Raw genomic sequence first — 19,156 nt, forward strand, 5'->3', positions numbered from 1 at the left:
ATGCCGAAGTGATGAATTGTGTGTTATATTTTTGCACCTTACACGTATCGTAATTACGATCAGATAATAGAGGGATAATGGCTCTATGAGCGATTTAGCTAAAGAGATCACGCCCGTAAACATTGAAGATGAGCTTAGAGGTTCATACCTAGACTATGCGATGTCAGTCATCGTGGGTCGTGCTCTTCCAGATGTGCGTGATGGCCTAAAACCAGTACACCGCCGCGTTTTATTCGCGATGAACGTACTAGGCAACGATTGGAACAAACCATATAAAAAATCAGCCCGTGTTGTCGGCGACGTAATCGGTAAATATCACCCACACGGTGATAGTGCTGTGTACGACACAATCGTACGTATGGCTCAGCCGTTCTCGCTTCGTTACATGCTGGTCGATGGTCAAGGTAACTTTGGCTCGATCGATGGCGACTCTGCTGCGGCAATGCGTTACACCGAAGTTCGAATGGCAAAAATTGCCCATGAACTATTGGCTGACCTAGACAAAGAAACCGTAGACTACGTACCAAACTACGACGGTACTGAGCAGATCCCAGCGGTTCTTCCAACTAAAATTCCAAACCTATTGGTTAACGGTGCTTCTGGTATCGCAGTAGGTATGGCAACCAACATCCCGCCTCATAACCTTGGCGAAGTGATTGATGGCTGTCTTGCATACATCAATAATGAAGAAATCACTATTGATGAACTAATGGATTACATTCCTGGTCCTGATTTCCCAACGGCGGCGCTTATCAGCGGTCGTAAAGGCATTGTAGACGCGTACAAAACAGGTCGTGGCAAAATCTACATGCGTTCGAAAGCGGACATCGAAGTGGAGAAGAATGGTAAAGAGACCATTATCGTCACTGAAATTCCTTACCAGGTGAACAAAGCTCGCTTGATCGAAAAGATCGCTGAGCTAGTTAAAGATAAGAAAGTAGAAGGCATCAGTGCACTGCGCGACGAGTCAGATAAAGACGGTATGCGCATTGTTATTGAGTGTAAGCGCGATGCTGTGGGCGAAGTAGTTCTAAACAACCTTTACGCTCAGACTCAGCTGCAAACCACTTTCGGTATCAACATGGTGGCCCTAAACAATGGCCAGCCACAGCTATTCAACCTAAAAGATATGTTGAAGTGCTTCGTTGATCACCGTCGTGAAGTTGTGACACGTCGTACTATCTTCGAACTGCGTAAAGCGCGTGAACGTGCTCATATCCTTGAAGGTTTAGCTCTAGCGCTTGCTAACATTGATGAAATCATTGAGCTTATCCGTAAGGCACCTACACCGGCTGAAGCAAAAGCGGGTCTTATCGCTCGTGGTTGGGATTTAGGCAACGTTTCAGCAATGCTAGAGCGTGCTGGTACAGATGCTGCGCGCCCTGAATGGCTAGAGCCTGAATACGGTATTCGTGATGGTCAGTACTTCCTGACTGAGCAACAAGCACAAGCTATCCTAGATCTACGTTTACATAAACTAACAGGTCTAGAACACGAGAAGATTCTTGGCGAATACAAAACACTTCTAGAAGAAATCGCTGAACTCATGCATATCCTTGCGAGCACTGAGCGTTTGATGGAAGTTATCCGTGAGGAACTTGAAGCGGTTCGTGACGGCTTTGGTGACGCTCGTCGTACAGAAATCACAGCTGCGAGCCATGATATTGACATGGAAGAGCTGATCGCACGTGAAGACGTTGTAGTTACTCTATCTCACGGTGGTTACGTTAAGTACCAAGTACTGAGCGACTACGAGTCACAGCGCCGTGGTGGTAAAGGTAAGAGTGCAACTAAGATGAAAGATGAAGACCATATCGAGCGTCTTCTAGTGGCGAATACCCACGATAACATCTTGTGTTTCTCTACTCGTGGCAAGACATACCGCCTGAAAGTTTACCAATTGCCTCTAGCGAGCCGTACTGCGCGTGGTAAGCCAATCGTAAACATCCTTCCACTCGAAGAAGGTGAGCGCATTACCGCGATTCTACGTGTTGATGAATTCTCTGAAGACAAATTCATCTTCATGGCAACAGGTGACGGTACGGTTAAGAAAACGCCGTTGAACCAGTTTGCAAATGTTCGTTCAAATGGCCTGATTGCAGTAAACTTACGTGAAGATGATTCGTTAATTGGTGTAGATATCACTAACGGCGAAAACGAAATCATGCTATTCTCTAAAGCGGGTAAAGTGGTTCGCTTTAAAGAAGCAGAAGAGATTCCAGTACTTGATGAAAATGGTAAACCAGTTCTTGATGAGAATGGTCAGCCAGAGATCAAGTTTAAAGGTGTTCGTCCTATGGGGCGTACCGCCTCTGGTGTTCGTGGTATGAAACTGGCTGAAAATGACCAAGTTGTATCACTTATTGTTCCTTCGCACGAAGGCGACATCCTAACGGTTACAGAAAACGGTTATGGTAAACGCACAGCACTTAGCGAGTACCCGACAAAAGGTCGTGGCACTCAAGGTGTAGTTTCTATCAAAGTTTCTGAGCGAAATGGCCCGGTAGTTGGTGCTATCCAGGTTGTTGAAGGTGATGAAATGATGATGATCACCGACGCTGGCACGTTAGTACGTACTCGTGTGGGTGAAGTTAGCCAGGTTGGTCGTAACACACAAGGTGTAACGCTTATCCGTACTGCGGAAGATGAATCAGTTGTTGGTTTGCAACGTATTGAAGAAGTTGATGATGAAGATGCAGAAGCGTTAGAGTCAACAGACGAAAATACGCAGCAAGACGCTTCAGAAGCTCCTGCTGCTGATGATGCAGAGGAAGGTAACGAAGAGTAATCTTACATCGTTATCCTGATATGAAAAGCCGAGCCTTAGTTGCTCGGCTTTTTTGTATCTGTATCAACGCAATGAAAGTCGGAAACCAGTACACTGGCGTTATCTTTATTCATAGGTTGCTTTATGTCTATTTGGTTTTTTGTTGCCATCTCCTTGATGGGCTTGTTCATTGTCCTCTTATCACTGAGTGCATCAAAAGTTAAACCTGCGCAATGGTTCGGCTTTTGTCTGTTAGTGCTTGTCATAACCAGTGCAAGCTTCTTATTGCTGCGTCAAACTCCGCCTCAACCAATGCAGGCAGAAATGTCACGTATGATGACTGCTCGTGACATCATGCAAGAGATTCAAGACCAGTTGCGAGAGGATCCAAACAACGCTGAATTGTGGTTCCAACTCGGGCAGGGCTACCTACTAGAGGGTGAATTTGACGGTGCGTTGATTTGTTTTGACTACGCGATCCAACTGACTGAACCTGTCAGTGCCACGCAACTTGCTGCAAAGGCGACCACTTTATACTACATCCACCAACAATCTATGACGCAAGAAGTCAGCCTGCTTCTGGAACAAGCTCTACAGATAGAACCGCATAATGAAGCGGCTTTGTCTTTGATCGCAAATGACCATTTTCTGTCATTCCGCTTTCAGGAAGCGATTGATGCCTGGGTACTATTATTAGATTCTGATGATCCAAATTTAGATAGGGTGCAAATCATTAACTCTATTAACAAAGCAAAAGAGCTGTTGTAAGCGTACAATTTAATAAGCAGTAGAGGGAAAGGTGGGCAACGAATGAAAAATAAGGCACTAAGCATATTGGTTTTGCTGTGCGGCTCTGTATTGGCGGGTTGTAGCTCTTCCGATCATTCTGGTTCTTCCTCTTCGGTTTATTATTCTTCAGGTTATTACGATCCGTGGTGGTACGATCATGACGACTACTGGATTTATTACTATCCGGGTTGTTGCGACAACGACGATGAATACAAAGAGAAACTGGAAGAGTGGTGGAATGGTTTAGATGAAGACCAACAGCAATCCATCAAAGACAAAGTCGAGGATTGGAAGGACGATGATATGTCCGCCAATATCGATAACATGAAAAGCCAACTCGACGATCATTGGCAATCATTGCCTGACGAGCAAAAGCAAGAGATTCAAACCAAATGGGAGAATCGTCCGGAGCGTATTGAGCCAGCGGCTTTACAAGACAAAGCGGTAAAAGAAAAGGTTCAACAAAGAAAAGCATTAGCGGAAACGAAGATCCAACGCCCAGTTGCTCGTCCAAATGTGCAGATGCCTAAGGCACGTCCAAATATTCAACCGAGGCCGAGGCTTCCTCGTCGCTAGTACATTCGATTTTGTCTCTCGATAGAATCGAGGATGAAGAAATAAAGATAACAAAGAAACAAAAAAAAAGGGGCGTTCAGTACGCCCCCTTGTTGTATCTATAAATTAACCTCTGCCAGTGAGACTAATACGTGGCTTCGCGTTCAGCTGCTGCTTTATCCCATTCTGGTGCCACCGTTTCTAGGAAGTGTTTCTTGTCTGCGTTCATCTTATCCATATCCATGCCCAGTGCTTGTTGTGCTTTCGCTTTGGTCGAGATATCTGGAATTTGAACAGGGTCAGTAATGCCTTTGGTTGCCAATAAACGAACCAATTTGGTACGGGCGTCAGCAGCGCGATCAACTGCAGTACCTAGTACTTCAAGTGCTATCTCAGGAGCATGCATGTGGACACCGTGAGAAGCAATCGCGTAGTCCCAACGCCATTGTGCATGGCGAATATCTTGTAGGATAGGTTCCATCTCTGCTTCTGTTGCACCTGCTTTCCACGCTGCGCCTGCTTCAAAGTGTGCCGCTACGATTTGCTTCTCGGCGGTTAGCTTCATGTTCAGTACTTGCGCTTTGCGAGTCGAGACGATGCCTTGTAGCTGCTCTTTAGTTTGGGTATGGCATTGCGCACAGGTGTCTTCAAAACGATCAAATGGGTTACCCACTTTGTGGTCTGTGTACACCGTACCGTCTTCCTTGGTCACTTTAGGCATGTGGCAGTCCACACACACCACTTTGTTTTTACCATGAATACCCGCTCTCCAAGTTTCGAAACCTGGATGTTGCGCTTTTAGCATCGGCGCTTTAGATACGGCATGCGTCCAATCTTTGAAATTCGATGCGTCGTAGTATTTCTCCATGTCATTAACGGTGGTGCCCATATCCCATGGGAATTTAACCGCTTTAGTTGGGCCGGTGAAGTAGTATTCAACGTGACATTGAGCGCAGACCGATGCTTGCTTATCTAGGCGAGACTGTTCATCAAAGTTTTTACCAATAGTATCAAAAGCACGCTCGACGTATGGGCGAGTCAGTGCTAGCGCAGGTTCGCCTTTCTTGAAGGCTTCAGAGCCTGTGTTGTGGCAATCGGAACAACCGATAGGGTTGACGATTTCTGAGCCTAAGCGTGCCCATTTACCTTCGAAATAACCGTCTTCACCACGTTCATCAATCACGCGAGCAACGTCAGGGCTTTTACAGCTCCAACAGGCCATTGGCATAGGCCCGGACTTCTCGTCGGTTGGTGCGCCGGTACGTAAGGTTTGACGAACATCATCAAGTGCGTAAAAGTGACCGCGCGCTTTGTTGTAGTCTTTTGCGAAGCCGTAGCCAGCCCATAAGATCACCATGTTTGGGTCTTCACTTAGAGCATCTTCAATGTGCTCACTTTCGGATGTTGCTTTCCAAGAGTGGTATTGGTCGGGATGGTTCTGTTCAAAGGCGTCATTTCGAGGATCGATGAGGCCTTTTTCTTCTGCCGCCAACGAAGCGCCGACCAAAAATAATTGGCTGGCGAATAAGGTCGCAACCGCGATAGGTGCGCTCATCCAGTGTTTTATGCTCACGGTGTTATCTCCATATTCGTTTTTATTAGCAGCGTTGTGAGAAGCTATTCCAAATAAGAACTGGAGATCTACGATTAATAATATGGCTTAATTAGATAGATGAAATAGTGAGTGAATCTTGTCTTGTTTTAGATCAATTTACACCAGTGATCTCAGTCATGTTTGAATTTATATACCCCTAAAGTGGTAGTTGTTAAGTCGTTGTTCTGCAATGCTTTGGGTTTTTAACCTTTTTAAAAATAGGGTGATTTAGTTCGCTTTTTGAGCAGGCGTTTCTACCCCTTATGAATAATAGAGGTATTATAAATATAGGTTTAGCGTTGTGGCTTTCCGAAATAAGAATTGATGTCATTTGAAGATCTAAAAAATATCTTCAGAGGAAATTAATTGTCGCTCAAATAAATAATTGAGAATAGTTATCAATTATTATCGAGCTAAGGAAAGAACAATATGGGCAATATAAAATTGACCATAGAGACAATGCTGAAACTTCTCTTCGTCTTTGCCATCTATGGTTTCTCCATCGCCGCCCATGCGACTTCTTCAGAGCCGATTGAAGGTGCTCAAGCTGAGCGTCATCAAGTCGAGTTGATCCGTGACCGAGACTACAAGTGTCTGCAATGTCATAAGGATGCAAAAGAGACTCTGAACCTATCGCATGATTCGCAAGCGTTATTGAGTCAAGGTAAGCAGCTCAATTGCACTAACTGCCATAGCAACATCGGCCCTGAACACCGTGAAGGCTCGCCTGATGTAATTAAGTTTTCTGCCTCGCAATCGAAAGAGGTACACGACAAAGTGTTCCTTGATCCAAGCATGATTCTTAAAGCCAACAGCCAATGTGTGGATTGCCACGCACCGACACAGCTGAGAGAAAGCCACTGGACGCACGATGTGCACGCCAAAAACCTCACTTGTTCAAATTGCCACGATGTACACGCAGCGAAAACCAAAGCGTTGTCGTACGACAGAAAACAACTGATCAAGCAGTGTGTGGATTGTCACTCTGAATTTGCCGTCGAACCTGAACTTGCCAAAGAAGAGGAGAGATAGCATGAAATGTTCGAGAAGAAACTTTTTAGCCGGCAGCGGCGCGTTGATTTTAACTACAGGCGTTGCAGGCACTTCCGTTGTTAGCTCCTCTCTCTATGCCAGCAACAGTGAACAAGCGAAACGCATGGGTATGATTCATGATGAAAATGCCTGTATTGGCTGTACCGCTTGTACCGATGCTTGTCGCGAAGTAAATAAAGTCCCTGAAGGCGTAACGCGACTTAAAATTCATCGCAGTGAACCGATTGGCGAATTTCCAGATGTGGAATACCAGTTTACTCGCGAATCCTGTCAGCACTGTGATAACCCACCATGTGTGTACGTTTGTCCAACAGGCGCTGCACACAAAGATGAAGCGACCGGCATCGTGGATGTGCACAAAGAGAAATGTGTCGGATGTGGTTATTGCCTTGCCGCTTGCCCTTACCAAGTGCGCTTCTTTAATCCAGCCGATCACTCTGCGGATAAATGTAACTTCTGCCGTGATACCAACCTAGCGCAAGGTAAGCAGCCAGCTTGCGTGGAATCTTGCCCAACAAAAGCACTCATCTTTGGTGATTTGAATGACCCAACTAGCGAGGTGAGCAAAGCTATCGAAAGCCATGTTGTCTATCGCGATAAATCGCATTTAGGTACGCAACCTAAACTGTACAAAATTCCGCATAGCAAAGGGGAGGTGTCATCATGAACGGCTTCGAAAGTGCATTCCACTTTGACTCACTAGTCTGGGATTGGATCATCGCGATTTACTTATTCCTTGCTGGGATGTCAGCAGGTGCGGTGATGATTTCTATCTATTTAAAACGCAAAGTGATTGAAGGTGATCCCGCAAACAACGGCATCATGAAAGCGATGGCTTGGCTTGCGCCATTTGGCATCATTGCTGGGTTGGTAATTTTGATTTTCCATTTAACCAAGCCTTTAGAGTTTTGGAAGATCATGATCTACTACAACCCAACGTCGGTGATGTCGATGGGCGTGATCTTGTTCCAAGTGTACATGCTAGTGCTGTTTGTTTGGATCGGCGTTATCTTCCGCCATCAAATCATCAGCTTCGGTGAAGGGAAGTTACCAAGCAAGCTGCTGGATTTTGCCGATGGTATTTTGATTAAGGCGGGAAAAGCCAACAACGCAATTGAATTGTTCTTGGGCTTCTTAGCCATCGTGCTTGCAGCGTACACTGGCTTTCTATTGTCTGCATTGAAGACTTACCCAATGCTAAACAATCCAGTACTGCCAATCTTGTTCCTGTTCTCTAGTTTGTCCTCGGGTGCAGCAGCATGCTTGATGTTCGGCATTTTGGTGTTTAAAGAGTCGACCAGCAGCCCAAGTGTGTCTTGGGTGCACGGATTTGAACGCCCAGTAGTGTTGTTTGAGTTGTTTGTCTTAGTGACATTCTTTACTGGACTGATCTTCAGCGGTGGTCAGAACGAAGTCGCGGCTTGGAATGCTATTTCGAGTGGATTCTGGGCTCAATGGTTCTGGGTTGGGGTAGTGTTCATCGGCATGATAACGCCTTTGACTCTCAATTGGTTGACGCCTTCTGAAGTGCGCCACAGAGGCAGTTACGTTTTTGTGGTCACGACGTTGAGCTTGGTTGGCGTACTTATGCTGCGTACTTTCATTCTCTATGCCGGTCAAATGACCATAGTGTAAGGGGGATAAATGGAAGCTGAGCTAGGGTTCTTCTTACTGATATTGGTGGCTGTAACATCGACTTGTGCATCGTTGCTGCATTGGCTACGTCGTGCTATGAGTAAGAAGGCGACATTGCCGCATCAAGTCGCGATGTCCCACATCATTAGCTTAGCTTCCTTCATTTGTTTAGCACTTCTGATCGTCTGCTTCGTGCAAGACAACTTCGCGTTGGAATATGTTGTTACGCATTCCAACAGTCAACTTCCCGTAGCGTTCAAAATTGCTGCCGCTTGGGGCGGGCACCAAGGCTCCATGTTGTTTTGGGTCGTCACCTTGAGTTTATGGGCGTCGTTTATTGCATTTAAGTCACCGCTCAACGCCCAATATACTTGTGACTGTTTAGGAATCATGAACGTTCTTATTGCGACATTTGCTTGGTTCACGTTAATGACCTCTAACCCGTTCGAGTATGCCCAAGTATTGGCGTCGGAAGGACGAGATCTAAACCCAATGTTGCAAGATGTTGGGCTTATCATTCATCCACCATTGCTTTATCTCGGTTATGTCGGTTACGCAGCAATATTAGCTTTTGCATTAGCAGCGCTATTGGGTAAACAACCGATGAGCGATTGGTATGTGGTTGCTCGAAGCGCAGCGTTTTTTGCATGGGGAACGCTCACGTTGGGTATCTTGGTCGGATCATGGTGGGCGTACAATGAGTTAGGGTGGGGCGGATGGTGGTTTTGGGACCCTGTGGAGAACGCTTCTCTACTCCCTTGGCTTACGGGTACTGCTTTGTTGCACAGCGGTGTTGTCGCAACACGTAACAGAGGCGCAATTTGGAGCACCTATGCACTGGCGTTTGCTACGTTCAGCCTAAGCATTTTAGGGACATTCGTGGTGCGCTCTGGCGTGCTGACTTCAGTGCATGCTTTTGCGGTGGACCCAACTAAGGGTTTAGTGCTGCTTGGTGTATTGAGCTTGCTTATCATCATCACTTTTGGCGTATTGATTTTGCAAGGAGAACAACTCCCTCGCTTCAAACTTCAATCTCTAGCGAGCCGAGCTTACACTGCTTATATCGCCAAAGGGCTGCTGGTTATTGCGACTGCCATCGTTTTTCTTGGCACTTTTTATCCGATGGTTTATCAACTGCTCGGTTTAGGAAACATTTCAGTTGGCGCACCTTATTTTAATAGTCTGATCTTCCCATTAAGTATACTGGCTCTGATTGCCTTAGCTTTCATGCCGCTGCTGAAATGGACAAAAGGCACAGTGCCGAGTGTAAGCGCTGATATTGCGATCAGTATTGCGTTATCTCTTGTCTCTGGGATCGGGTTTATCTTCTTAGTGCACGCACTGCATTTCGAAGTATTGCTAACCATAATATTGGCTACTTGGGTGATTGTGGCGCATCTCGTTATGCTGTTTCGTTGTTCCAATAAGCGCAAACTCATGCCAATCGTGATGGCACATATCGGTTTTGCGCTGGCGGTGAGTGGAGCTGTATTCAACAGTCACTACTCATATGAACACAATTTACGTGTCGAATCCGGCAGTTCTCAGCAAAGGGCGGGGATCACTATCGATTATCATGGTATCGAATGGCTGGTGGGGCCAAACTACACTGCGGAACAAGGACAGATCACCTTACACTTGGAAGATGGCCGCATGCTCAATTTCAACCCGCAAAAGCGTCATTACCCTGTGCGAGTGATGAATATGACCGAGCCTGCGATTCGTTCACTATGGCATGGCGATTATTACGTGACATTGGGTGATAAAGTCGATACTCATGCTTATGCGATTAAAGTTCAGTACCGCGCAGGTATTTGGTGGATATGGTCTGGCGGGCTACTAGCTGTGTTTGGTGCGCTATTAACAGGCCTAAAGAAAAGGAGAGAGGCTATCAATGCGATCGAGAAATACGCTTAAACTCGCAGGTCTCGTTGTGGCTGTTGCCGTGTTTGCAGTAGTAACTGCGGTGGCTTTGTCTGAGCGACCGCATGTTGAATTGTCCCCACAACGAAATTTAGAGACACCTAATTTTCGCTCTACTTCTCTGATCTCTGATGACATGGTTTCTGAGCAGTTGTTCAAAGGCGACGGATATAAATTATTGAATGTTTGGGCATCTTGGTGCGGAGTATGCAAACGAGAGCATGAAGAATTATTGCAGTTAGCAGAACTCGGTGTGCCTATTATTGGGCTGAATTATAGAGATCAAAAACAAGCCGCTCGTGAATATTTGAGCTCTAAACGAAACCCATATATTGAAGTAATAAGTGACCCTAATGGAAAGCTCGCTGTGGAGCTAGGCGTTATAGGAACACCAGAAACTTACTTGATTGATCAAAATAGTCGTATATTGATCAAATATCGTGGAGAGTTAACGGCAGATAAATGGAACGATATATTTTCAGGATATTTGAATGTTTCGATTTAATAATCTTCTCCTCACATTAATCCTATTTACACTATTTTCCCCTTTCACGAGAAGTGCGGATTTAGAGCAGAATGTTGATCTGTTTGAGTTTCATTCTGTTGAAGTGCAACAGCGCGCAACCTCGTTAGCCAAGACATTACGCTGCCCGCAGTGTCAAAACCAAAACCTTGTCGAGTCTAATGCACAAGCGGCTAAAGACCTGAGGTTGAAAGTGTATACGATGGCCAATGAAGGCAGCTCAGATCAAGAAATAAAGGACTATCTAGTTGCTCGTTATGGGAATATTGTTCTGTATCAACCACCATTAAATTATTCCACGGCGCTGTTGTGGATCTTTCCTGTGCTATTTTTGATCTTTTTTGTCTTATATTCGATCCGAATGGTGAAGCGTAATTAATGTGACCGTTATTCCACTATTAAAAATAAATTGTGCACTTAACAAGCAGAATGTTATCATTTTTCCGAATTTATGAAGTTTCCAGTATAAAGAAAATAAAAATTTCGAGCTGGATAAGTAATAAAAGAACGAATAGGTGCACGCAGTGGATTCAGTTATATTACAACTTAAAAAAGACTTCTATTCGCAGATTCGTGCATTGCAATCACCGAACCTGCCTCAAGTTACTTCAACGCTCGCCGTGTTGACCGACGAGGAAATCCAAGAACTCGCAGCAGTTTGGATTGAACTCGCCGTTTGGAAGCGCAGTCAGACCCATTAAAAGATAGACCAAACGACCTTCTTGAAACCCCAGACAAAATTTGTCTGGGGTTTTTTATTGTAGTTTTTTTAAATTGTTATAATATAACAATTGTTCAGTTGGAGAGTGTTTCTCTTTTGCTATCTTGAGTGGATAACTGCCCTCAATTGTGATCTCTATATTGCAAAATGCGGTATCAGTCCCCATAGTTGAAGAGCAACGAGTAAATCCCATGAATGCAATAACGAAAACGCATCAAGCGCATCAAGCAATAAATCGAGTGAGTATAGATATGGCGGAAGTACGTGCCAGAGTAGATTTTAAAGTCGGGGCAAAAAGTAACATTGATGCCGAAATTCTGTCTTTCCATGGTCTGAAGACAGACAAAGAGCATGTTGCTATTATCTTTAAACAAGCGGACCAAACTCAGGACATGCCTTTAGTTCGTATGCACTCTGAGTGTTTGACAGGCGATGTGTTCCACTCTTCACGCTGTGACTGTGGTGAGCAACTAGAAGAGACGATCAATCGCATGGGCGAGTCCGGTGGTATCATCTTGTATCTCCGTCAGGAAGGTCGTGGTATTGGTTTGTACAATAAGATCGATGCATACCGCTTACAAAGCCAGGGCATGAACACGTACGAAGCTAACAACCATTTGGGCTTTGATGATGACCTGCGTGATTTCACAGAAGCAGCACAAATGCTAGAAGCTTTAGGCGTGAATAAGATCCGCCTCGTGACGAACAATCCTAAGAAAATTCGTGAGTTATCTGAGTACGGAATTGAAATTGGCGAGGTTGTCAATACCTCTGCACATATCAAAGATGGCAACGAAAATTATCTGAAGGCAAAAGTCTCTCACGGAAAACATGACCTAAAGGTTTAATCCTAAAGATAAAACTGATAATAAAGTCTGTGAAAAACCTCATTTTTATGAGGTTTTTTTGTATCTGGAGTTGCAAATAAATTGTAAATTTGTATTATCTCGAGACCAAAGTGCAAATAAGAATAATTAGCACTACCAATACGATAATTGAAAAGCTCAACAAGGATGCTTCAGATGAATGCAAAAAAAGTTTTAGTCCAATCTATTGCTGCATCACTCCTCATTGCCAGTGGTTCTACCGTTGCTGCCACAGTAACTAAACAACAAGTAGTCGAACATTACGCGGACGTTGCCCATGCTGTGTTTGCTGATTCAGTAACAACAGCGAAAGCGCTTGATGTAAAAATCGACGAATTTCTAAAATCACCATCAGCGAAAAAGCTTGAAGAAGTAAAACAAGCTTGGCTAGATTCTCGCGTGCCTTACCAACAGTCTGAAGTTTTCCGTTTTGGTAACGCGATTGTTGACGATTGGGAAGGTCAGCTGAACGCATGGCCACTTGATGAAGGTCTGATTGACTACGTAGCAGCTGATTACCAATACGAATTGGGTAACGAGGGCGCGGCTGCCAACATCATCGCGAACACTAGCCTACAGATCGGTGCTTCTAAACTGGACGTTTCAAAAATCACTCCAGAATTGCTAGCGGATCTAAACGAAGTAGGCGGTTCTGAGGCAAACGTTGCATCAGGTTACCACGCGATTGAATTCTTGCTTTGGGGTCAAGACCTAAACGGCACTAACGCGGGTGCAGGTCAACGTGCTTACACTGATTTCGTTGTCGGTTCTGAGTGTACGAATGGTCATTGTGACCGTCGTGGTGAGTACCTAAAAGCAGCCGCTGATCTACTGGTTCAAGACCTTGAGTGGATGGAAAAGCAGTGGTCTGCTGAAGTGAAAGGTAACTACCGTGAAGAGCTACTAAACGAATCTGCTGATAATGGTCTTCGTAAGATGCTATTCGGCATGGGTTCTCTTTCTCTAGGTGAGCTAGCGGGTGAGCGCATGAAGGTGGCACTAGAAGCGAACTCAACTGAAGACGAGCACGATTGTTTCTCAGACAACACGCATAATTCTCACTACTACAATGAGCAAGGCATCTACAACGTTTACACAGGTACATACAAAGGTGTAAACGGCAAAGAGTTATCTGGTCCAAGTATTGCTGATCTTGTTGCTCAAAAAGATAAGAAAGCGGCGAGCGAAATTCAAAAACAGTTTGATACAACACTTAGCCAAGTTGGTGAGCTAGTGACTTCTGCAGAGAAGAACAACCAGCACTTTGACCAACTTATTGCAGCGGGTAACGCACAGGGCAACGCGCTAGTAAACGACACCATCATGTCGTTGGTAGCACAAACCGGTGCGATTGAGCGCGCGGCAAGCATTGTCGGCATCGATAGCCTAAGCCCTGATACTGCTGACCACGAGTTTTAATAAGAAAACCATAATAAATAAGGGCTCTTTGTGAGCCCTTTTGCCGTTTGAGCTCGTTGTTATCACCCTTGTTGTCTATGTAGAGCAATGATATGAAGCCATACCTAATTTCTGCGCTAGCCGCGATCCTTTCTTCTTCTGCCATGGCTTACGATGTTAAGTCCGGTGGCAAAACCAGTGTTAAAAAAGACGGCGCGAATGCCTATTCTCTTCCTGCTGCTAACTTGCCAATGAGCAAACGCCTCGATTTTAGCGTCGGTAACAGCTTTTTCCGCAACCCTTGGGTACAAGCGCCAGCGTCAACAGACGCTCGTGATGGCTTAGGCCCGCTTTTTAACACCAATGGTTGTCAGAATTGTCACATCAAAGACGGTCGTGGTCATCCGCCAGAGAAAGATGATTTACATGCCGTGTCTATGTTAGTGCGCTTAAGCATTCCTGCGATGACGCCAGAACAAAAGAAAGCTTACATCAAAGATGGCGGCATACCTGAGCCGACTTATGGTGGCCAGCTTCAAGATTTCGCCCTGCAAGATCAAACGCCAGAAGGCAAAATCGAAATCACTTACACCGATGTCCCAGTGAAATTTAAAGACGGTACGACGGTGACACTAAGAAAACCTCATTTGAACATTACCGAACTGGGTTACGGCGATATGCACCCAGATACCGAGTTCTCAGCACGCGTGGCACCGCCAATGATCGGCCTTGGTTTGTTAGAGAGTATTCCCGACGAAACGCTACTTGCTTGGGCTGATGAACAAGATGCCGACAAAGACGGTATCTCAGGCAAAGTAAATAAGGTGTGGGATATTGAGAAGGACGACTTCTCGATTGGTCGCTTTGGCTGGAAAGCAGGACAACCGACGCTAATGCAGCAAAATGCAGCAGCATTTAATGGTGATGTGGGTCTTACGAGCCATTTATTCCCAAATGAAAACTGTACCTCGAAACAAAGCATTTGTGACGACATGCCAAATGGCGGCAAACCTGAAGTGAGTGAAAATATTCTCGACTTCGTAGAGTTTTACAGCCAACACTTAGCCGTACCTATTCGCCGTAACGTCAATGATCCTAACGTGAAACTTGGTCAGCAAATCTTTGCTGCGTCTGGCTGTGAAAGCTGCCACAAGACCAGTGTTAAAACGGCGAAACGACCAGAGTTACCAGCGCTTTCTGAGCAGCTTATCCACCCATACACAGACATGCTTTTGCATGACATGGGTAAAGGCTTAGCCGATAACCGTCCGGAATACTTAGCAAACGGCCGTGAATGGCGAACGGCACCGCTATGGGGCATTGGTTATACCGAAGAAGTAAACGGACACACTTACTTTCTACATGATGGCCGCGCTCGTAACCTGATGGAAGCGGTGTTGTGGCACGGCGGCGAAGCTGAAACGGCGAAACAAAATGTTTTAGCTCTGAACAAAAAAGAACGTGATGCTCTCATTGCGTTTCTGAACTCTCTATAAGGACCTAACCATGAAAAAGACACTGTTAGTGAGTGCGATTGCCGCAACGTTAAGTTTGGTTGGTTGCCAATCGACCATCGGTTCGAGCTCTGCCAAGCCTGAGAGTACAAGCCATATTTCTCAAAGCGTGTACGAGGTCGAGTTTCAATCAGCTCAGACGTTTTTAGCGCAAACCACAGAACTTGAACAGCGCTTCGCGGATTACTGCGCATCAGAGTCGAAAGATGATGCACAAGTAAAACAGCAGTGGCATCAAACTATGCTTGCCTGGATGGCATTACAAGGTCAAGAACGTGGCCCTGCTACGGCATTGGAGCAAAGCTGGAATGTTCAGTTTTGGCCAGATAAAAAGAACACGACTGGTCGTAAAATGTCTGTACTGACGAAATCTGATCAAGCTTGGAGTGCAGAAGATATCTCCACCCAAAGTGTCACCGTGCAAGGTTTAGGGGCTCTGGAATGGCTGCTTTACGATAAAGCGTCGACCTTATCTAGCAACAGCAATACCTGTGCAACAGGCGTAGCGATTGCAGAAAACCTCGATAACAAAGCGCAGATCATCGCGGATTCTTGGGCAGAGAACCCTTGGAAATCGCTAGAGATGACGGAATGGGAATCTGAGTACATTTCACTGCTCTCGAATCAGCTTGAATACAGCATGAAGAAGTTGAGCCGACCGCTAGCGAAGATTGGTAAGCCTCGCCCGTATTTCTCAGAATCGTGGCGTTCCGAGACCTCGCTTTCAAACTTAAAAGCCAACCTTCAAGGGATGGAAGCGTTGTACTTTGCTAACGGAAATGGTCTAGATGCGTTATTAAGAGAGCAAGGCCATGCAGATCTCGCAGACCGTGTCGTTCATCAGTTTGAAATGGCGTTAGAAACTTGGCCAGAAGATAAGAGCTTGTTTGCTGCACTACAAACAAAAGAAGGCTATCGCATGGTGCTCTCTCAATACAATAAGCTAGAGCAATTGAAGTACCTGATTCACGAAGAAGTGGCGCTCGAGCTTGGCGTAGTTATAGGATTTAATGCAACCGATGGTGACTGATCAAACCCGCCGAACCTTGCTGAAAGCCGCTCTATTCGGGGCGGCTACACCTATGATGCCATTTGGTTGTTCTTCAACAAGCTCACGTGAGCCTGCGTTGATCGGCTGCTCTATCATTGGCCGAGATAAATATGCAGCGGTGGTTGCGGATGAGCATGGTATGCCGCTATCTTCATTGCCGATTCCTGAACGTGGTCACGGTGTGGCAACAAACCGACAAGGCCACGCCGTAGTTTTTGGTCGTCGACCAGGTACTTTCTTCATGGTGTTTGATTATCGCTCAGAGCAGATGATCAAACTGCAACTAGCAAAGTCAAATCGTCATTTCTATGGGCATGGCGTTTACTCCCATGACGGCGCATTGCTATTTGCCACAGAAGGGGAAAGGGGGACAAGCCGTGGGATCATTGGTATTTATGATGTGCAGAAGCAATATCAAAAGATCGATGAGTTAACGGGTTTTGGTCTTGGTCCTCATGAAGTGATCATGATGCCTGATGGCGCATTAGCGATTGGCGTCGGTGGCGTACACACCAACGGCCGTGAACCTCTCAATCTTGATAGCATGAGACCGAGTCTGAGTTACCTTTCACAGGAAGGGGAGCTATTGGATCAAGTGTCTTTACCGGATCATAAGTTGAGTATTCGCCATTTAGCTCATGATGGTGCGGAAACCGTGCTTTGTGGTCAGCAATATCGTGGTGAGCCGGACGAGTATCCAGCCTTGATCGCCATGCACACGCGTGGTGGTGAAATGCAAGATCTTCAAGCTGAGCCTGAAGAGTGGGCGCGTTTCAATCACTACGTTGCGAGTATTGCAGCAACCGATGAATGGATCTTAGCCACTTCGCCTCCGGGCAGTTGTTATGGTATATGGTCTAAATCTACGGGCAAATTGGTAGAGCTAAGTGCGTTACCAGACGCCTCTGGTGTTGTGGTCTATGGCGATGAGTTCCGAGTCAGCTCTGGGGCGGGAAAAGTGGTAGAGCAAAGACCAGAGGAGTCAAAAAGTACCTTCGCAAGCGGAGTGCAATGGGACAACCATTGGTCGAGAATTATCTAGAAAGATCATTGAGTAATTACTTATAGAGAGTTTTGTTGTTGTTTTCGGCATCAGATTCTTAATTTTAAACCTGCAAGCTGTGAGATATTTGCCATACTTTTTATTATGGCAAGTAGCGCAAGGATCATTTCAGTGTTTGCTAGGGTTTTAATCATGACGGCACTTCTGGTGCCGTTTTGCAGCTTTTCCACCGTCGTTTCTCTCGAAGCTTCAGCGCAAGTCGAGCAAGAGGGAGCGGTACAAAAGCTGTCTGTAGAAAAAATGATCCATTATCCAGAGGTGATTGATCAACTGTATCAAAGCACCAATTACCGTTTGAACTGGGAAAATGAAAGTGATATTGAGCAGTTTCTTTTTCAAGTAAACTTGGTTGCTCTTGCGGATGTCACCGATGAATTCGAAAATCAACTTCACCGGATAAACCAAGTAAGGTGGCAGGGAGATAATCTCGACTTCGATTTAGTGATGACAGACTCACTCTTGATGTACCTTAGTTATCTTGAGCAACTCCCCGAAGAAGGGATTAATTGGCTATTTACAGACAAAGCCCATGTTACGTTACCCGCTCCTAGCATCGATACTTTATCGATTTTGAGTAATGAGATTACGGTTGGCAAACTTGGTCAGTTTTTGGCAAGTCTCCGGTCTCCATTACAAACAGATGATGCTTTCTACTCCGCCTATTCTTCGCTATCGGAACATTCTCAGTACCAATATCCTGCCTATCAACAAACTGGGCTAGCACGTGTTGGCGATATATTAGAAAACAGACCCCTATTGATTGAGCGAATGGAGATCGTAGGCGTAGATGTTTCTTACTTGGATTTAGTCACTGAAGAATATGACGAACAATTAGAGCTTGCGATAAAAGAGTTCCAGCGTATTCATGGTTTGAAAGAAGATGGCGTTATCGGCCCGAATACCATTCGATGGATCAACTTTTCTCCTCAAGAGCGATTGCATCTGTTGGCGTTGAATTCTGAGCGTTCAAGAATTTGGTCGAAAGAAAGGGATAATGTTGTCTTTGTTAACGTGCCTGGATACGAAGTCACGTATTGGCATGACGGTCAACCCTTGTTTGAGTCTAAAGTCGTGGTAGGGAGAGCATCAAGAAAAACGCCCATCATGTCGGTAGCACTGGATTCAGTTATTCTCAACCCAACTTGGAACGTGCCTTGGACTATCATGGTTAAAGACATTATTCCTAAAGTAAAACGTAATCCGATGTATTTGATTAACCATAACATTCAAATCATTCGGTCTTGGACTTCGAACGAAATTATTGACCCTACAACCATCAATTGGGCAACGGTGAATCCGAGAACATTTCCTTATCGTATGCGACAGGCGTCGGGCTTACAAAATGCACTGGGATTGTACAAGTTCAATATGCCTAACCCACAAGCTATTTATTTGCATGACACGCCAAGTAAGAACTTGTTTGAACAGGACAGACGCGCATTCAGCTCAGGATGTGTTCGTGTAGAACATGCAGACCAGTTAGCAGAACTTCTGTTCAAAACTCAGGGGTTGGAAGAACGTTTAGCGAAAAAGCGAGAAAGTTCTCGTCGGTCTAACACGTCAGTTCCTTTGGGAGAGCGCATTCAAGTACACATCATTTATCAAACAGCATGGTTGGAAGAGGGAACGCTTTACTACCGTGATGATATCTATAAGTACGATCACCGCAGTTGAAATCTTTAAGGAAAATTTACAAAACGAAGA

17 protein-coding genes are annotated in these 19,156 nt (G+C 45.3%); 16 read left to right on the plus strand and 1 reads right to left on the minus strand.

The features are described from left to right. The first annotated feature begins 85 nt into the window (after positions 1-85). The 3 genes from gyrA to L3V37_RS12045 all read left to right on the plus strand — a co-directional run bounded on the left by gyrA (position 86) and on the right by L3V37_RS12045 (position 4,132). On the plus strand, positions 86-2,788 hold the full coding sequence (gene gyrA, locus L3V37_RS12035) for a DNA topoisomerase (ATP-hydrolyzing) subunit A (RefSeq protein WP_222712498.1): 2,703 nt from the start codon (positions 86-88) through the stop codon (positions 2,786-2,788). 123 nt (positions 2,789-2,911) lie between these two features. Beyond that, complete coding sequence (locus L3V37_RS12040; protein ID WP_237306390.1) at positions 2,912-3,535, plus strand: tetratricopeptide repeat protein; 624 nt, start codon at positions 2,912-2,914, stop codon at positions 3,533-3,535. A gap of 42 nt (positions 3,536-3,577) precedes the next feature. Further along, a complete protein-coding gene (locus L3V37_RS12045; protein ID WP_237306391.1) occupies positions 3,578-4,132 on the plus strand; it encodes a hypothetical protein in 555 nt (184 codons plus the stop codon). Positions 4,133-4,256: 124 nt separating this feature from the next. Here the strand turns inward: L3V37_RS12045 and nrfA are convergent, their stop codons facing one another. Then, positions 4,257-5,666 (minus strand): ammonia-forming nitrite reductase cytochrome c552 subunit, encoded by a 1,410-nt coding sequence (gene nrfA / locus L3V37_RS12050; RefSeq protein WP_267135811.1) that lies wholly within the window; start codon positions 5,664-5,666, stop codon positions 4,257-4,259. 468 nt (positions 5,667-6,134) lie between these two features. On the opposite strand from nrfA, the gene nrfB reads away from it, so the two are divergent. From nrfB to L3V37_RS12115, 13 genes are all read left to right on the plus strand, one after another. Next, positions 6,135-6,737 carry a cytochrome c nitrite reductase pentaheme subunit gene (nrfB, locus tag L3V37_RS12055; RefSeq protein ID WP_237306393.1) on the plus strand — a complete coding sequence of 201 codons (603 nt, stop codon included), beginning with the start codon at positions 6,135-6,137 and terminating at the stop codon, positions 6,735-6,737. A gap of 1 nt (position 6,738) precedes the next feature. Continuing rightward, complete coding sequence (gene nrfC / locus L3V37_RS12060; protein ID WP_237306394.1) at positions 6,739-7,425, plus strand: cytochrome c nitrite reductase Fe-S protein; 687 nt, start codon at positions 6,739-6,741, stop codon at positions 7,423-7,425. Next, on the plus strand, positions 7,422-8,393 hold the full coding sequence (gene nrfD, locus L3V37_RS12065) for a cytochrome c nitrite reductase subunit NrfD (protein ID WP_237306395.1): 972 nt from the start codon (positions 7,422-7,424) through the stop codon (positions 8,391-8,393). The genes nrfC and nrfD overlap by 4 nt, the downstream gene beginning before the upstream one ends. Positions 8,394-8,402: 9 nt before the next feature. After that, on the plus strand, positions 8,403-10,310 hold the full coding sequence (locus tag L3V37_RS12070) for a heme lyase CcmF/NrfE family subunit (RefSeq protein ID WP_237306396.1): 1,908 nt from the start codon (positions 8,403-8,405) through the stop codon (positions 10,308-10,310). Then, positions 10,288-10,821, plus strand: a complete 534-nt coding sequence (locus L3V37_RS12075) for a DsbE family thiol:disulfide interchange protein (RefSeq protein ID WP_033905651.1) — start codon at positions 10,288-10,290, stop codon at positions 10,819-10,821. The genes L3V37_RS12070 and L3V37_RS12075 overlap by 23 nt, the downstream gene beginning before the upstream one ends. Beyond that, entirely contained in the window at positions 10,808-11,218 is a 411-nt protein-coding gene (gene nrfF / locus L3V37_RS12080) for a heme lyase NrfEFG subunit NrfF (protein ID WP_033905650.1), read from the plus strand. Before L3V37_RS12075 ends, nrfF begins: the two co-directional genes overlap by 14 nt. Before the next feature lie 145 nt (positions 11,219-11,363). Beyond that, positions 11,364-11,540, plus strand: a complete 177-nt coding sequence (locus L3V37_RS12085; protein ID WP_033905773.1) for a hypothetical protein — start codon at positions 11,364-11,366, stop codon at positions 11,538-11,540. 211 nt (positions 11,541-11,751) lie between these two features. Next, positions 11,752-12,408 (plus strand): GTP cyclohydrolase II, encoded by a 657-nt coding sequence (gene ribA / locus L3V37_RS12090; RefSeq protein WP_005376846.1) that lies wholly within the window; start codon positions 11,752-11,754, stop codon positions 12,406-12,408. Between the two features lie 174 nt (positions 12,409-12,582). After that, positions 12,583-13,845 carry an imelysin family protein gene (locus tag L3V37_RS12095; RefSeq protein WP_047103250.1) on the plus strand — a complete coding sequence of 421 codons (1,263 nt, stop codon included), beginning with the start codon at positions 12,583-12,585 and terminating at the stop codon, positions 13,843-13,845. 92 nt (positions 13,846-13,937) lie between these two features. Continuing rightward, positions 13,938-15,320, plus strand: coding sequence for a di-heme oxidoredictase family protein (locus L3V37_RS12100; protein WP_213911109.1), 1,383 nt, complete (start codon positions 13,938-13,940; stop codon positions 15,318-15,320). A gap of 10 nt (positions 15,321-15,330) precedes the next feature. Beyond that, on the plus strand, positions 15,331-16,368 hold the full coding sequence (locus L3V37_RS12105; protein ID WP_237306397.1) for an imelysin family protein: 1,038 nt from the start codon (positions 15,331-15,333) through the stop codon (positions 16,366-16,368). Next, positions 16,349-17,431: a DUF1513 domain-containing protein gene (locus tag L3V37_RS12110; protein ID WP_047103244.1), complete on the plus strand. Its 1,083-nt coding sequence runs from the start codon at positions 16,349-16,351 to the stop codon at positions 17,429-17,431. The genes L3V37_RS12105 and L3V37_RS12110 overlap by 20 nt, the downstream gene beginning before the upstream one ends. A gap of 153 nt (positions 17,432-17,584) precedes the next feature. Continuing rightward, positions 17,585-19,126 carry a murein L,D-transpeptidase gene (locus L3V37_RS12115; protein WP_064354124.1) on the plus strand — a complete coding sequence of 514 codons (1,542 nt, stop codon included), beginning with the start codon at positions 17,585-17,587 and terminating at the stop codon, positions 19,124-19,126. The last annotated feature ends 30 nt before the right edge of the window (positions 19,127-19,156 follow it).

Source organism: Vibrio sp. D54, assembly GCF_021728075.1.
GTDB classification, from domain to species: Bacteria; Pseudomonadota; Gammaproteobacteria; order Enterobacterales; family Vibrionaceae; genus Vibrio; species Vibrio alginolyticus.

What these genes read in the sequence shown, in the direction of transcription:
- gyrA (WP_222712498.1), top strand. Translation starts at nt 86, where the DNA reads ATGAGCGATTTAGCTAAAGAGATCACGCCCGTAAACATTGAAGATGAG.
- L3V37_RS12040 (WP_237306390.1), top strand. Translation starts at nt 2,912, where the DNA reads ATGTCTATTTGGTTTTTTGTTGCCATCTCCTTGATGGGCTTGTTCATT.
- L3V37_RS12045 (WP_237306391.1), top strand. Translation starts at nt 3,578, where the DNA reads ATGAAAAATAAGGCACTAAGCATATTGGTTTTGCTGTGCGGCTCTGTA.
- nrfA (WP_267135811.1), bottom strand. Translation starts at nt 5,666, where the DNA reads ATGAGCGCACCTATCGCGGTTGCGACCTTATTCGCCAGCCAATTATTT.
- nrfB (WP_237306393.1), top strand. Translation starts at nt 6,135, where the DNA reads ATGGGCAATATAAAATTGACCATAGAGACAATGCTGAAACTTCTCTTC.
- nrfC (WP_237306394.1), top strand. Translation starts at nt 6,739, where the DNA reads ATGAAATGTTCGAGAAGAAACTTTTTAGCCGGCAGCGGCGCGTTGATT.
- nrfD (WP_237306395.1), top strand. Translation starts at nt 7,422, where the DNA reads ATGAACGGCTTCGAAAGTGCATTCCACTTTGACTCACTAGTCTGGGAT.
- L3V37_RS12070 (WP_237306396.1), top strand. Translation starts at nt 8,403, where the DNA reads ATGGAAGCTGAGCTAGGGTTCTTCTTACTGATATTGGTGGCTGTAACA.
- L3V37_RS12075 (WP_033905651.1), top strand. Translation starts at nt 10,288, where the DNA reads ATGCGATCGAGAAATACGCTTAAACTCGCAGGTCTCGTTGTGGCTGTT.
- nrfF (WP_033905650.1), top strand. Translation starts at nt 10,808, where the DNA reads ATGTTTCGATTTAATAATCTTCTCCTCACATTAATCCTATTTACACTA.
- ribA (WP_005376846.1), top strand. Translation starts at nt 11,752, where the DNA reads ATGAATGCAATAACGAAAACGCATCAAGCGCATCAAGCAATAAATCGA.
- L3V37_RS12095 (WP_047103250.1), top strand. Translation starts at nt 12,583, where the DNA reads ATGAATGCAAAAAAAGTTTTAGTCCAATCTATTGCTGCATCACTCCTC.
- L3V37_RS12100 (WP_213911109.1), top strand. Translation starts at nt 13,938, where the DNA reads ATGAAGCCATACCTAATTTCTGCGCTAGCCGCGATCCTTTCTTCTTCT.
- L3V37_RS12105 (WP_237306397.1), top strand. Translation starts at nt 15,331, where the DNA reads ATGAAAAAGACACTGTTAGTGAGTGCGATTGCCGCAACGTTAAGTTTG.
- L3V37_RS12110 (WP_047103244.1), top strand. Translation starts at nt 16,349, where the DNA reads ATGCAACCGATGGTGACTGATCAAACCCGCCGAACCTTGCTGAAAGCC.
- L3V37_RS12115 (WP_064354124.1), top strand. Translation starts at nt 17,585, where the DNA reads ATGACGGCACTTCTGGTGCCGTTTTGCAGCTTTTCCACCGTCGTTTCT.